The following is a 13,210-nucleotide window of genomic DNA, read 5'->3' as shown; positions in this document are numbered from 1 at the left end:
ATAACCCTATTCGGTTAGGTTAAAAGCCCAATCGCGTTGCGCTTGCCGCTGCTTGGGATAGGTGTGTTTGGCGAAGACTGGAAGCAACTTTGCCAAGAACGAATTCATGACGCCTTTTTCAGAACCGAGCTTTTATCAGGGCGACCGCCACACTTATCGGCGCGTCGCCATCGTCGGCACGCTCTTCTGTCTGGCTTTCGTGGTGATCAGCGTCTCGCTGCGGCCACAGCTCGAGGACACGCGTGTCGCGGTCAAGGCCGACAGGCTGATGCGCACGGCGGGCCAGGCGTCGCACGCGAATTAGCGGTCGCCGCCAGAGATCTGATGGTCGGCGGAACTGCCGGGGCACGCGGGGCCGCGTGAGGCGAGCGCCACGAAACCGGCATAGCCGGACAGGTTGAGCAAGACTTCGAGCCAGACGGGCATGTCGGCCTCTTTTCTCCTTGAAGGCTACGCCAACGTGCGCGCGAAGCGCATGTTCCCGGACAGGACGGACCCGCGCCTCAAAGCGGGGTGGTGGGGTCGAGCCGCCGGCCGAGGGCCCCTACGGACTCGCTGGACGGCTGTTCCTTGAGGAACTCGGCAATCGCCCGCGCCAGTTCGCCGTCGCTCATCGGCGTCGGCGGCGGGCGCAGCGTGCCGACACCGAAACTGCGGACGATCTCGTCGTAATGCTGATCGCCGGATCTGGGAACGAGCCTGCGGATACGGGCCAGCAATCTGGATATCGGCACTTCATCCTCCTAGGCGCTCCCCGCTGGCAGCAATGGTGGTGCGTTGCCAATTTGCTGTCGTAAAACTGAAAACCCCGCCAGCATTTGTGATGCTGACGGGGTCTTTGTGCTGTTGCCTCAACCCGACGGCAGAGGCTTCCGCACTTCAACAAACAATTCGCGGAAGGCACGCCTGTTCCATGCGTGGCCGGATTTATTCCGAGCTCGGTTCCACAGGCTTGCGCGCAACCATCGCAACGCGCCGGCGTTGTCTGTGCGAGATACGAAGGAGGACATTTATGATCAGGAAGACACTGGCAGTTCTGGCTACCGTTGCGGCCGTCGGCGTGACCGCGGTCGCGGCGCCTGCGCCCGCTGAGGCGCGCGGTCGCGGCATCGGTCCGGGCCTCGCATTCGGCCTCGCCGCCGGCGCCATCACTGCGGGCGCTGTCGCCGCGTCCCATCCTTATGGCTACGGCTACGGCCCGGGGTATGGCTACTATGGCCGCCCCGCCTACGCTTACGGCCCTGGTCCCTACGCCTATTACGGCGATGGACCGTACTACCGCCGCCACCATTATTACCGTCACTGGTAACGGCTGAACAAACGAAAGAGCCCGGAGCAACGCTCCGGGCTCTTTTCATGCCTGGTGATCTGGTGTCGTTACGGCCAGAGCGAGGGCCGTTCCACCTTGCGCGCGTTGTCGAGCGTCGACACGAAATACTCGTCCCGCTCGCGTTTGAATTTTTCCTGGGTGGCACGGAAGGCGGCGACACGGGCGGCGATCTCTTCGCGTTCGCGGATTTTACGCTGTTCGTCCTCGGTCATTTCAAATCCCCTCTGCACGTGAGTATGTGTCCTACTGAACCCAAGCACTGCCGCCGCAATCACATTGAGTCGCATCAACATATGCATTGGCGCTTCTGATTGGGGCGTCAATGGGGAGGAGGCATTGCAGGATTGTGATAAGCGAGGGTCGGAAAAAATTGCCGACCGCGTCTTGCGCGGCAGTGGATAACAGCGTCAATAATCTTGTCGCTTGCACATGTTGCAGCTAGCGCAAAAACAAATCAGCAAAACTGATCAGCCAAGCCAATCGGCAAAGCAAAACGGGAGGCCGCGTTGATTGCATCGGATCTTCGCAGCGGCGTCGAGCGTCTCGGCGACATGATCGCCGAAGCCAAACGGATCGTGCCGTTCACCGGCGCCGGCATCTCGACCGAATGCGGCATCCCCGACTTCCGCTCGCCGGGCGGAATTTGGACGCGCTACCGCCCGATCCCATTCGACGAGTTCGTCGCCAGCCGGGAGGCGCGCGACGAATCCTGGCGCCGGCGCTTCGCGATGGAGGAGGTGTTTGCGGCGGCGAGGCCCGGTCGCGGCCATCGCGCGCTCGCCTCGCTCTACCGTGCGGGCAAGGTTCCCGCGATCATCACCCAGAACATCGACAATCTGCACCAGGCCTCCGGCGTCGCGAGCGACCACGTCATCGAACTTCACGGCAACACCACGTATGCGCGCTGCATCGGATGCGGTCAGGCCTATCCGCTCGACTGGGTGAAGCGCCGCATGGACGCGGAGGGCGCCGCACCCAACTGTACCGTATGCGACGAGCCGGTGAAGACCGCCACGATCTCCTTCGGCCAGATGATGCCCGAGGACGAAATGCAGCGCGCGACCGCGCTGTCGCAAGCCTGCGACCTCTTCATCGCGATCGGTTCCTCGCTGGTGGTGTGGCCGGCCGCTGGCTTTCCGATGATGGCGAAGGAATCAGGTGCGCGCCTGGTGATCGTCAATCGCGAGCCTACCGAGCAGGACGACATCGCCGACCTCGTGATCCGCCATGACATCGGCGAAACGCTCGGGCCCTTTGTCGGAAATTGAGGCAGCAATTTGATTCGCGGCTGTGCAAGCTGTTCATAGGTTCCGGCGAATCTCTTTTTTGTCTATGCGTCGCAACCGGGAGTGTTATCTTTTGAGTCGAAAGATTCGCGTCGCGTCGAGTTGAGAAGATTCTCTAAAGACGCGTGATTCGGCGCCGCCATTCAGGCGGGTTGCATGGCATGTGTGGGGTCCGGGGTTATGGGGTCGTCGGACGGATTTGAGTCCAAGAAGGTCGGAGTTCCCGCGGTGGGCGAACACGGCGGTGGCGGTCGCGACAGCGCACTCAGTCCGTTCACCGGACTTGGTGAGAGCAGCGCCAACCTCGTCGAGGTTCACGGCGTCATCAAATGGTTCGACGCATCAAAGGGCTACGGCTTCATCGTTCCCGACAATGGCTGGCCCGACGTGCTCCTGCACGTTACCGTGCTTAGGCGCGACGGCTTCCAGACCGCCTACGAGGGCGCCCGCATCGTCGTCGAGTGCATCCAACGGGCCAAGGGCTACCAGGCGTTCCGCGTCGTCTCGATGGACGAGTCGACTGCGATCCATCCGGCACAGATGCTGCCGCCACGCACCCATGTCACGGTGACGGCGACCAGCGGACTGGAGCGGGCCCAGGTCAAGTGGTTCAACCGGCTGCGCGGTTTCGGCTTTCTGACCTGCGGCGAGGGTACGCCTGACATCTTCGTGCACATGGAGACGCTGCGCCGCTTCGGCATGACCGAGTTGCGGCCCGGCCAGTATGTCCTGGTCCGCTTCGGGCCCGGCTCCAAAGGCATGATGGCGGCCGAGATCCATCCCGAGACGGGATCGCCGGTCTCGTCCCACTGATCCAATTCCCGCGATCGTGAGCAGAGGCGTGCTGGCTGGCCGGCGCGCCTCTGGCTTTTCCGGCGACCGCCACGTAAGGACTGGTCCAGTCCCACGCCTCGAGAGCCATCCATGAATTTCGATCGAAAGGCCGTCTTTGCCGTTGCGAAGGGCTGGCTCACCGCCATCCTCGTCATCGCCAGCTGCGCTGTCGCGAGCGCGCCCGTCCGCGCTGCCAGCTTCCAGCCGCTCGAGATCGTCACCAGGAACGGCGTGCAGGTGTTCTCGGTCGAAATTGCGACGACGGAGGAAGAGAAGCAGACCGGCCTGATGTACCGGAAAGAACTGGCGGACGGCAAAGGCATGCTGTTCGACTTCAATCCCGAGCAGGAGGTGTCGATGTGGATGAAGAACACCTACGTCTCGCTCGACATGATCTTCATTCGCGCCGACGGCCGTATCCTGCGCATCGCCGAAAATACCGAGCCGATGTCGACAAAGATCATCTCATCCAAGGGGCCCGCGCGGGCTGTTCTGGAGGTGGTGGCGGGGACGGCGCAAAAATATGGGATCCGCGCCGGCGACCGCGTCGGCCACCCGCTGTTCGGCAGCAAGTAGGCGGGCCAGGGGCCTATTGGCAGGGCTATTTGCCCCGTCCTGGCGGTCTTTTGGGAAGCTTGCCAGTGCCGTTGGGAGGCTTGCTGGCGCTTTGGGAAGCGTGTATCGACGGGGCTCGCCGGACATTCGGGGTATAGCGCAGCCTGGTAGCGCGGCAGTTTTGGGTACTGCAGGTCGTTGGTTCGAATCCAGCTGCCCCGACCATATTTGAAATAACGTAATAAAATCAAGAGCCTAGGCGAATTCAACCAAACGAAAATGGTGCAATTCGTAACAGTCAGTCGAGACAGTTTGCCGGGGTAGAGGGCACATTGTCGCCACAATTATCCCGCAAGGTTATGTCGATCTAAGGCAAGTTCGCGCAATATTCGATCGCGCTACGCGCCGCACAGCACACAGAGAATCCGTTCAATCGCTCGCCTAACCAGCGGGCCAAACGCTCTGTGTTGCTCCTTTGTCGATCGCCTCCCGCCTCAAATCGATTCTCGGTATCGAGACCAAGACCTCCTCCGGCATCTCCTCGCCGGAGCCGTGGCTGCTCGACCTCTTTGGCGCGAACCCGACCCTTGCTGGCGTGGTTGTGACGCCGACCAGTTCCATGACCTCTGCGCCGGTGGCGTGCGCTGTGCGCTCAATTTCGGAAGCGGCCGGCAGCTTGCCTCTGCACGTCTACCGGAAGCTTGAGGGCGGCGGCAAAGAGAAGGCTCCCGATCATCCGCTCTACAACCTGTTGCACGATGCGCCGAACGGCTGGACCCCGGCTGCGCTGTTCCGCACCCAGATCATGGCCGACGCGCTGTTGCAGCCGCATGGCGGCTTCGCGCTCATTAATCGGGTTGACGGTGGCAAGCCTGCCGAACTGATCCGGCTCGATCCGCAAACCCAATCCGTGGCCGTCGATACCAGCGATGTAGAACCGACCTACAAGCTCAACGGTCGAGAGATGGACGGCGCGGACCTGATCCATATCCCGACGCCGGCATATGATGCACGTAAGGGCCTTGTCGGCGAAGGCCGCAACGCCATTGCGCTCGCCCTGGTCCTTGAGCGTCACGCCTCGCGCCTGTTCGGCAACGCCGCGCGTCCTTCTGGCGTGCTGAGCCTCAAGGGCACCGTTACAGAAGTCACGCTCAAGGCCGCGAAAGCCGCGTGGCAGGCATCACAGGGCGGGGATAACTCCGGCGGCACGGCCGTTCTTCCAACCGATGCCGCTTGGCAACCCCTCACGTTCAATTCCGTCGATAGCCAGTTCCTGGAAATGCGAACGTATGCGGTGGCGGAGATCGCGCGCCTATTCCGGGTGCCGTTGCACATGCTGATGCAGGTCGATCGCGCCCAGCCGCGATCCACTGAATCGATTGGCCAAGAATTCCTCTCTCAAGCTCTGCTGCCCCGGCTCAAGTCTTTCGAGCAAGAGCTAGAGCTGAAGCTTCTGACGCCGGCAGAACGCGATCAGTTCGCCATCGAATTCAACATCGACGGCTTCGCCCGCGCCGACTTGCTTGCGCGTGCCCAAGCCCTGAGCGCGACTGTGTCGGCGCGCATCCTTAACCCGAATGAAGCTCGCCAGATCGGCTTTGGTTTGCCGGCCTATGAGGGCGGCGACGTGTTCGAAAACTTCAATACGTCATCCGCACATGCCGGCGGCAAGCTCAACACCAACGATCAAGAGGCCGCCTAATGCCTGATCTGTCCTACGACGCATTCTTTGGCGACGGCGAGCACAAGTTCCACCTGACCAAGCCCATGATCCATGAGCTTGAGAAGCAGTGCGGCCCGATCGGCGCGCTCAGCAACCGCATGTTCGCGCGATCGTTCAGTCAGGCCGATCTTACCGAGACAATCCGCCTCGCTCTGATCGGCGGCGGCATCACACCCAAGCGTGCCCATGAGCTGATCGTTGCCTATGTGGACGGCCGGCCGCTGATCGAAACATACGAACTCGCCGCGAAGATCCTGGAGCGGACGCTGTTCGGCAATCCCCATGAGAAGGAAACAATCGAGTGACTTTCGCCACCGGCACCCCCATCAGCGACGCCAATGCACTACCTGTCATGGTTGCTGGCGACGGCACCCGCGTCGACTACAGCGCAAACGTCATCATTCCAAGCGGGCAGAGCTTATCTCCGGCGATTGATTTGGCCGGCCATGTGTTGTCGCGCATCGAGCTTCCGAGCACTTGGACCGCCGCCGGGCTTACATTTCAGGTCAGCACAGATGGCGTGACCTATCGCGACCTCTGGGACGAGAGCAGCGAAGTCACGTATCAGGCCGGCGCCAATCGCGCCATCCACCTCAGTTCATTCGGCTGGTGGACCATTCGCTACCTGAAGATTCGCAGCGGCACCTCCGCCGCACCCGTCAATCAAGCGGCTGACCGGGCCATCGCGATTTACAGCGGCTACAAGGCGTCGTGATGGACCGCCTAGAGGTCAAAGCAACGCTCAGCGTCAGCGATGAAGGTGAAATCACCGGCATCGCTTGGCCGTTCAATGCCGGCCCGGACAGCTATGGCGACCTCATTCAAAAGGGCGCCTTCAATATCGCTGTCACCGACATGCCGATCCTTTTCAACCACGACCCCAGCGACCTCATCGGCACCTGGACGGAAGTGAAAGAGACGGACGAAGGCCTGATGGTGAAAGGCAAGCTCCACATGGACCGGCCGCGCGCCCGTTCTGTGCTCGCCATGATCCGGGGCCAGCTCGCCAGCGGCCTGAGCATCGGCTTCCGCACCAAAACCGCGATCAAGCAAGGCGCCCGGCGCCTCATCACCGCGCTCGACGTGTTCGAAACGTCAATCGTGCGCAACCCCGCCCATCCCCGTGCCCGGGTCACCGGCACGAAATCCGACGACGCGGCGCGTGCCGTGGCCGATCTCATCAAGCGTTTCACGGCGACGCTGAAATCCTAGGAGCTATGGACCACCCGATGAAGACTTCGAATGCACTGGAATTCAAGGACACCGGCGAAGCCGACGATCCGATTGCCTCCGTCGCCAAGGAACTGGCGGAACTGAAGGCGGCCCTCGAAACGAAGGCGGCCAACGACAACACCAAGCTGACCAAGCGCCTGGACCGCATCGAGGCCAAGGTCAATCGGCCCGGCAACCGTGCGGCGAACGACAATGAGCCGAAGGTCGAAACCAAGGCGTTCGAGTCGTTCCTTCGCGGCGGCGCCGACAAGATGGACGATCTCGAAAAGAAGTCGCTCGTCGTCAGCAACAACACTGCAATTGCCCCGCCGGAATTCGGCAACGAGATCCTGAAGCTTCTGCGCCAGTTCTCGCCAATCCGTCAGTATGCGAACGTCCGGACCATCGGCGCCGGTCAGGTTAAGTATCCCCGGCGCACCGGCAGCCCGGCCGCTGTGATCGTCGGCGAAACCGAGGACCGCACCGGTAGCGAGCCGTCCTATGAGCAGATCGGCATCACTCCGTATGAGTATGCGACCTATACCGACATTTCCAACTGGCTCTTGGAAGACAACGCCTACGGTATCGAGGGCGAACTTCAGTCGGAATTCGGCGAGGCGTTCGGCATTGGCGAGGGCACGCACTTCGTCAAGGGCAATGGCACGACCCAGCCCATGGGATTGCTTAGTGCAACCGGCATCACCACCGTCATTACGGGTAACGCCACCAACTTCCCGGCCTCCACGCCGGCCGACGTGCTGATCAGCATGTTCCACAAGCTTCCCGGCGCGCATGCCCAGAATGGTGTGTGGCTCATGAACCGGAACACGCTCGGTGCTATCCGCCTTTGGAAGGACGGCATGGGCCGTTATCTGGTCCTGGACCCGATCTCGGACGGCGCGCCGACCACGCTACTGGGCCGGCCGATCGTTGAAGCGGTCGATATGCCCGACATCGCGGCCAATGCCGTCCCGGTCATGTTCGGCGACCTCAAGGGTTACCGCATCGTCGATCGCGTCGGCATTTCCATCCTTCGCGACCCCTACACGCTGGCGACCAAGGGCCAAGTCCGCTTCCACGCGCGCAAGCGCGTCGGCGCCGACGTGACGCATCCTGATCGCTTCGTGAAGCTCAAGGTCTCCGCGACCTAAGAGGACATGAACATGCGGCTCGCAGCGAATTTTACCCTCCAGCTTGGTGACAGGTCATTTGACCTGAAGCCAACGCTGCGGGCCGCATTCCATCTTCAGCAGAAGTATGGCTTCCCGGCACTTTACCAAGCCGTCGCCGAAGGCAGTTTCACCGCCATCATGGACCTGATCACCGCGACCAGTGACACCGTTCCGGCAGCGTCCATCCGCAGCATCCTGGATGCGCGCGAACAGCTCCTCGAATTCGTCCTGATCTTGAGCGGCGCTGATACCAACGACGACAAGCCGGCATCGGGTAGGCCCATGCCGTTCGATGAATTCTTTACCCGTCTGTTCCAGCTCGGCACCGGTTGGCTTGGTTGGACGCCGGAAGCGACATGGAGCGCAACTCCGGCTGAAATCCTCAACGCACGCGAAGGCCGCATGGAAATGCTCCAGGCTCTCTTTGGTGGCAAGCGTGAGGAAGAGCCCGGCGGTCTCGGCAGCGTCCGCGACAAGCTCAACGCCATTGGCGACCTCAACGTCCATTCTTTGGGGGCACGCTAATGCCCTACAAATGTGGTCGCGTCTGTGCTTGCGGGCGAGTGGTCTCCGGCTTCGATCTTTGCCCATGCCAGAACCAACGCCGCAAGGAAGCCGACAAGCGCAGGTCCAACGCCAACGATCGCGGCTATGACAGCCGCTGGTCAAAGGCCCGTCGCACCTTCCTGGACAAACATCCGCATTGCGCCATGTGCGGCAAGCCTGCCGTTGTGGTCGATCATGTCAAGCCGCACCGTGGCGACCGCACCTTGTTCTGGGACAAGGGCAACTGGCAGCCGCTCTGCACCCATCACCACAACAGCACCAAGCAGTCTCTCGAAAGGTCAAAGTAGTCCTATGCGTCTGATCGAATTCAATGGTGAAGCTCGCCCGCTTTTTGATTGGGCACAGCGCACCGGTATCAGCCCAGACACACTCGCCAAGCGGCTGAAACTGGGCTGGTCCGTGGAAGAGGCCTTGATGACGCCCGTTGGCAAGCAGGGCCGAAAGCCCAAGCCGACGCTTGCGCCGTCCCTCGCTGCTGCCTTGCCGGCGCTTCGCGATTGGCAGCGCGATATGCATGCCGCACACCGACAGATGACGCGCTCAGTGCGCGCGTTCGTGCGCCAGATGGAAGAGCAGATGGCAGAGCTACGCCATGGCCTCGACCAGCATATGGCCGCACAGCGCGACGAAGCGCACCGCAATGCTGCGGCCTCATACACCCGGGGGGTGGGTCAAAAGGCTCAAGAAATCGTCCGCGACCGGTGCCTCCGGGTCGCGCAAGAGAGCGTCTAATTGGAGTTTTTCTGACTATGCCCGGCATCACCCTGGACCAAGCTAAGGCCCACCTGAACGTCACGATCGAAACCGACGACACGTTGCTTTCCGACAAGCTCGCGGCGGCAAAGACGTGGGTTGGCGCCTATACAGCCTCGAATGTGGACGCGGACGGCACTCCCGCGCCGGTGAATGAAGCCGTGCTGCAAATGACGGCGCACCTCTATCAGAACCGGGAAGCCAGCTTGGTCGGGGTCACCGCCCAGGAACTGCCGTTCGGCTTCCTGGATTTGTTGGCCCCTTACCGCGCGTTTTGCTTCTGAAATGGCCATTTCTGACCCCTCTCTTGCTCTTCAAAAGGCCATCCGCGCCCGCGTTGTTGCGAGCCCGGAATTGATGGCCCTGGTCCAGGCTGAGCACGTCCTGGACGCCAATGGCCGGCCAGAGATCATGCCGGCCGTCTACGTCGGCGAAGGACAGACCATCTTTCGGCGCTGGGACGCGACGACGCATGCCACGCTGCACGTTTGGTTCCAAGAGCCCGGCTTGGTCCAGTGCAAAGAGGCTGTCTCCGCCATCGTCGCCGCGTTGCGGATCGACGCCCAGGCCGATGGCGTGCTGCCGATCGATGGTTTCACCGTTCACGACATGCAGGCCACCCAAACCCGCTATATGCGCGACCCGCACGGCTCCTATAGCCATGGCCTGGTCACCGTCGCCGCGATCGTGAAGGCGAGGGCAGGATGAGGGCCGGCAACCTCGACCGCGTCATTGAAATCCAGCGCCGCACCACCGGCCTGGACCTCTACGGCACGCCAATAGAGACCTGGACGACGTTCGCCACCATGCGGGCGCAACTACTCAAGAATGCCACCGATGATCGGGAGGGGGAGCGCGGCCACACCACCGACGCGGTGCTGACCTTCCGTATGTATTACTTCGCGAGCCTCAGCCTCAATGACCGGCTGCTCTATGAGGGGCAGCAATATGAGATCACGGGTATCGCCGAGATCGGCCGGCGCGTCGGAATGGACGTTACCTGCGAGCGGGTTGGTTCATGATTCCGTCAGTGAGGAAGGGCCAAATGTTTCTCCTGTTCTCGGCGGAGGATTTGATATTTTTTGGCCTCACTTTTTCCGAGCGCGATCAATCTTTCTCGGTAAGCCTCGAACTCAGCCAGTGCCTCAGTGAACCGCTTCTGCGCATCTTCCAATTCGTCGTGCAAAGTTGTGAGTGCGGTTTCTGCCTCCCTCCTATCCTGGTGCATGGCCGGCGTTCTCGTAAGGTGATCTCGCGACGCGTTAAAGGTCCATTCTTTCTGGATCACTCGGGATGCACTAGCCCGCAACTTGAACAACTCGAGTGCCAGCTCGCGCTTTGTTGCGTCCGGGGTGGTAGGCAGTGCATCTACCACTTGCGGGATAAAGTCCGCCAGCCTGTCTTTGTCAAAGCCTCGCTCACCAAGTTCCGTCAAAAGCTTCTTTCCGCTCGCCTCCCTTTCAAGTGCAACCGAAATGCGTCCGAGCAAGAACGCTGCCTCCCGCAGACCAGGAAGCTCCTTTTCCAATCTGTCCTGTTCTCTTCCCCTCGCAGCCAGCCGCAATTGCCGCGTCACATTCATTGTCGCCACAAGCAGCCCGAGACCAGTAATTGTGCCGCCGATGGCGCCTCCAATCAAAGTTTGCCACCGCCAAATGCCTTCGAGGCTGATCGGCGCAAGAGCCATCACTCCCGCCAAGAGCGCGATGAACAGCAGGAGAGAAAAGGCAAAAAGGTCGTAGCGTTGAATCATCTCGCTAACCTGCCGTCTGTTGCAGGGTCTGTCGAGGGGGTTGCCGCATGAAGGGGAGAAAACCACAGCTTGCCGCTGACGCCAACGCGCTGGACGCGTCGACCAAGCCGCCGTCCTGGCTGAGCAAGCACGCCAAGGCCGAATGGCGCCGCGTGATGCCGGAGCTGGCAAAGCGCAGAATCCTCACAATCGCGGACCTGGGCTCGCTGGAGAGCTATTGCGTTGCCATGGGCAGGGTCCGCCAGTTGGAAGCGCTCTTGCGCGCCGAGATCGACCTGAAGCTGCTACGCGCCCAGGACAAGAGCATGGTGACGGCCCGCCAGCTCGCGGCCGAACTCGGCTTGACTCCTGTTTCCCGGTCGCGACCGGCCGTGCGAGAGAACGACAACGAAGGCGACGATGACAATCCGCTCGCCCTCTAAGGACACCTATCCGCATTGGATTTTCGACGACACGCCCATTCCGGACCCGTTCGGCTATGGCGAGCGCGCGGTCGAATTCCTCCGGCGCTTGAAGCATCCCAAATCGACGCTGCCCCGGAAGCAATTCCAGCTGGACCCGTGGCAGGAACGTATCGTCCGCGCGATCTACGGGCCGCGCGACAGCGCGGGCAACCGGATCATCTCGCGCGTCGTGATTTTGATCGCCAAAGGGAACCGAAAAACGTCTCTGTCGGCAGCGCTAGCGCTGCTTCATACGATCGGCCCGGAGCGAGTCTCCGGCGGCGAGGTCATCTTTGCTGCGAGTGATCGGAAGCAGGCCGGCATCGCGTTCAAAGAGGCTCGCGGCATCATCAAGGCAGACCCGAAACACCTTGTTCCGGCGACGAAAATCTATGACGCCTTCAACAGCGCCAAGAAGATCAGCTTTCCCGACGACAGCACCGAATTGGAGGTGATCTCTTCCGACGCGCCGTCTCAGGACGGGCGGACACCTTCATTCGTGCTCGCGGACGAAATTCATGTGTGGCGAGGCACTGCGCTTTGGACCGTCTTGGCCAACGGCCTAGACAAAATCGACAACAGCTTGCTTGTGATCGCCACTACGGCCGGTCGCGGACAGGACAACATCGCCTATGAGGTAATCGAGCGTGCCCGCAAAATCGCGCGCGGCGATATTGTTGACCCGACTTGGCTGCCGGTGTTGCTCGAATCTCCCCCGGACGTTGACTACACCAGTGAGGACGCCTGGCGCCGCGTCAATCCCGGCAGCGCCCATGGTTATCCGTCCATCGCGGGCTTCCGGCGGCATGTTGCGACCGCAAAGGACAGTCCGACCGAGCGCGACAGCCTGTTGCAATACAAGCTCAATGTCTGGCTCGATCATTCGACCTCGCCGTTTGTCGACATGGTGACCTATGACAAGGGCGCCGCGCCGATCGACTATGAAGCTTTGCGGGGCGCGCCGTGCTGGGTTGGCGTCGATATGTCCAAGACCACCGACCTTTCGTCCGTCGTGGCGTGCTTCCGGGATGGCGACACCTACACGGTGCTGCCGCACTTCTTTTGCCCGGAGGCAGATATCCGTAAGCGGGGCGACCTGGACGGTGTGAATTATGCCGCCTGGGCCAAAGACGGCTTCATCACCGCCACGCCCGGGAACGTTATCGATAACGCGGCTGTCGCGGACTACATCCGCTCGCTCGCGGAGCGTTTCCAGTTGCAAGAGATCGGCTTTGACGTGGCGTTCGCACAAGGCGTCATGGCGCCCTTGGTCGACGAAGGTTATCCGGTCGTCACCATCCGCCAAGGATGGGTGACGCAAAGTCCAGCGCTTAACGTGCTGGAGCGCGCGATCATCGGCGGCAACTTCCGCCACGGCGGGCATCCGGTATTGCGCTGGAACTTCGCGAACGTGGCAATTCACAAAGACGCCAACGACAACCGGATCATTCACAAGAGCAAATCAACCGATCGCATTGACGGCGCGGCGGCAACCTGGATGGCCGTATCGCGTGCGGCTGCCGGTGAAAGCAACCGCTCGCTCTACGATCTCCCGAACGCTGCCGAATTGCTGAGCTGGTAA

The 13,210-nt window shown here is 61.4% G+C and carries 22 protein-coding genes and 1 tRNA gene; 19 read left to right on the top strand and 4 right to left on the bottom strand.

Annotation, left to right across the window (positions count from 1 at the left end):
• Window positions 1-106: 106 nt before the first annotated feature.
• Complete coding sequence (locus tag AC0L21_RS12075) at window positions 107-304, top strand: hypothetical protein (RefSeq protein WP_473261551.1); 198 nt, start codon at window positions 107-109, stop codon at window positions 302-304.
• On the opposite strand, the gene AC0L21_RS12070 is transcribed toward AC0L21_RS12075, so the two are convergent.
• Both AC0L21_RS12070 and AC0L21_RS12065 read right to left on the bottom strand, forming a co-directional pair.
• On the bottom strand, window positions 301-426 hold the full coding sequence (locus AC0L21_RS12070; protein WP_473261549.1) for a hypothetical protein: 126 nt from the start codon (window positions 424-426) through the stop codon (window positions 301-303). The genes AC0L21_RS12075 and AC0L21_RS12070 overlap by 4 nt on opposite strands.
• 77 nt (window positions 427-503) lie before the next feature.
• Window positions 504-734, bottom strand: a complete 231-nt coding sequence (locus tag AC0L21_RS12065; RefSeq protein ID WP_027569930.1) for a hypothetical protein — start codon at window positions 732-734, stop codon at window positions 504-506.
• A 278-nt stretch (window positions 735-1,012) separates the two neighbouring features.
• Between AC0L21_RS12065 and AC0L21_RS12060 the strand changes: the two genes are divergently transcribed.
• Window positions 1,013-1,309 carry a hypothetical protein gene (locus AC0L21_RS12060; protein WP_007610152.1) on the top strand — a complete coding sequence of 99 codons (297 nt, stop codon included), beginning with the start codon at window positions 1,013-1,015 and terminating at the stop codon, window positions 1,307-1,309.
• A gap of 68 nt (window positions 1,310-1,377) precedes the next feature.
• On the opposite strand, the gene AC0L21_RS12055 is transcribed toward AC0L21_RS12060, so the two are convergent.
• The gene (locus tag AC0L21_RS12055) at window positions 1,378-1,542 is read right to left on the bottom strand and encodes a hypothetical protein (protein ID WP_007610153.1); all 165 of its coding nucleotides are present in this window, start codon (window positions 1,540-1,542) and stop codon (window positions 1,378-1,380) included.
• Between the two features lie 294 nt (window positions 1,543-1,836).
• Here AC0L21_RS12055 and AC0L21_RS12050 point away from each other — a divergent pair, with 294 nt between their 5' ends.
• The 15 genes from AC0L21_RS12050 (at window position 1,837) to AC0L21_RS11980 (ending at window position 10,454) form a co-directional block, all read left to right on the top strand.
• The gene (locus tag AC0L21_RS12050) at window positions 1,837-2,598 is read left to right on the top strand and encodes an SIR2 family NAD-dependent protein deacylase (protein ID WP_473261546.1); all 762 of its coding nucleotides are present in this window, start codon (window positions 1,837-1,839) and stop codon (window positions 2,596-2,598) included.
• A gap of 198 nt (window positions 2,599-2,796) precedes the next feature.
• A complete protein-coding gene (locus AC0L21_RS12045) occupies window positions 2,797-3,429 on the top strand; it encodes a cold-shock protein (protein WP_018457757.1) in 633 nt (210 codons plus the stop codon).
• Between the two features lie 111 nt (window positions 3,430-3,540).
• Window positions 3,541-4,026 carry a DUF192 domain-containing protein gene (locus tag AC0L21_RS12040; protein WP_473261544.1) on the top strand — a complete coding sequence of 162 codons (486 nt, stop codon included), beginning with the start codon at window positions 3,541-3,543 and terminating at the stop codon, window positions 4,024-4,026.
• Window positions 4,027-4,153: 127 nt separating this feature from the next.
• Window positions 4,154-4,230: transfer RNA gene (locus AC0L21_RS12035), tRNA-Pro, on the top strand.
• 250 nt (window positions 4,231-4,480) lie between these two features.
• Window positions 4,481-5,707 (top strand): phage portal protein, encoded by a 1,227-nt coding sequence (locus AC0L21_RS12030; RefSeq protein WP_473261542.1) that lies wholly within the window; start codon window positions 4,481-4,483, stop codon window positions 5,705-5,707.
• Window positions 5,707-6,033, top strand: coding sequence for a gene transfer agent family protein (locus AC0L21_RS12025; RefSeq protein WP_473261540.1), 327 nt, complete (start codon window positions 5,707-5,709; stop codon window positions 6,031-6,033). The genes AC0L21_RS12030 and AC0L21_RS12025 overlap by 1 nt, the downstream gene beginning before the upstream one ends.
• Window positions 6,030-6,443 (top strand): hypothetical protein, encoded by a 414-nt coding sequence (locus AC0L21_RS12020; protein WP_473261538.1) that lies wholly within the window; start codon window positions 6,030-6,032, stop codon window positions 6,441-6,443. The genes AC0L21_RS12025 and AC0L21_RS12020 overlap by 4 nt, the downstream gene beginning before the upstream one ends.
• Complete coding sequence (locus AC0L21_RS12015) at window positions 6,443-6,940, top strand: HK97 family phage prohead protease (protein ID WP_473261536.1); 498 nt, start codon at window positions 6,443-6,445, stop codon at window positions 6,938-6,940. Before AC0L21_RS12020 ends, AC0L21_RS12015 begins: the two co-directional genes overlap by 1 nt.
• Window positions 6,941-6,957: 17 nt before the next feature.
• Window positions 6,958-8,091, top strand: a complete 1,134-nt coding sequence (locus AC0L21_RS12010; protein ID WP_473261534.1) for a phage major capsid protein — start codon at window positions 6,958-6,960, stop codon at window positions 8,089-8,091.
• Window positions 8,092-8,103: 12 nt separating this feature from the next.
• A complete protein-coding gene (locus AC0L21_RS12005; RefSeq protein ID WP_473261532.1) occupies window positions 8,104-8,637 on the top strand; it encodes a phage tail assembly chaperone in 534 nt (177 codons plus the stop codon).
• Entirely contained in the window at window positions 8,637-8,966 is a 330-nt protein-coding gene (locus AC0L21_RS12000; protein ID WP_473261530.1) for an HNH endonuclease, read from the top strand. The genes AC0L21_RS12005 and AC0L21_RS12000 overlap by 1 nt, the downstream gene beginning before the upstream one ends.
• A gap of 4 nt (window positions 8,967-8,970) precedes the next feature.
• Entirely contained in the window at window positions 8,971-9,411 is a 441-nt protein-coding gene (locus tag AC0L21_RS11995; RefSeq protein ID WP_473261526.1) for a hypothetical protein, read from the top strand.
• Between the two features lie 17 nt (window positions 9,412-9,428).
• Window positions 9,429-9,716 (top strand): head-tail connector protein, encoded by a 288-nt coding sequence (locus tag AC0L21_RS11990; protein ID WP_473261524.1) that lies wholly within the window; start codon window positions 9,429-9,431, stop codon window positions 9,714-9,716.
• 1 nt (window position 9,717) lies between these two features.
• Entirely contained in the window at window positions 9,718-10,140 is a 423-nt protein-coding gene (locus AC0L21_RS11985) for a DUF3168 domain-containing protein (protein ID WP_473261522.1), read from the top strand.
• Entirely contained in the window at window positions 10,137-10,454 is a 318-nt protein-coding gene (locus AC0L21_RS11980; RefSeq protein ID WP_473261520.1) for a phage head closure protein, read from the top strand. The genes AC0L21_RS11985 and AC0L21_RS11980 overlap by 4 nt, the downstream gene beginning before the upstream one ends.
• Before the next feature lie 5 nt (window positions 10,455-10,459).
• Here the strand turns inward: AC0L21_RS11980 and AC0L21_RS11975 are convergent, their stop codons facing one another.
• Window positions 10,460-11,185: a hypothetical protein gene (locus AC0L21_RS11975; protein WP_473261518.1), complete on the bottom strand. Its 726-nt coding sequence runs from the start codon at window positions 11,183-11,185 to the stop codon at window positions 10,460-10,462.
• 47 nt (window positions 11,186-11,232) lie between these two features.
• Here AC0L21_RS11975 and AC0L21_RS11970 point away from each other — a divergent pair, with 47 nt between their 5' ends.
• Both AC0L21_RS11970 and AC0L21_RS11965 read left to right on the top strand, forming a co-directional pair.
• Complete coding sequence (locus AC0L21_RS11970; protein ID WP_473261515.1) at window positions 11,233-11,607, top strand: P27 family phage terminase small subunit; 375 nt, start codon at window positions 11,233-11,235, stop codon at window positions 11,605-11,607.
• Window positions 11,585-13,210, top strand: coding sequence for a terminase large subunit (locus AC0L21_RS11965; protein WP_473261511.1), 1,626 nt, complete (start codon window positions 11,585-11,587; stop codon window positions 13,208-13,210). Before AC0L21_RS11970 ends, AC0L21_RS11965 begins: the two co-directional genes overlap by 23 nt.

The organism is Bradyrhizobium sp. WSM4873 (assembly GCF_055811355.1).
The sequence above is the reverse complement of the archived record's forward strand: the minus strand, read 5'-3'. Positions and strand labels throughout refer to the sequence as shown.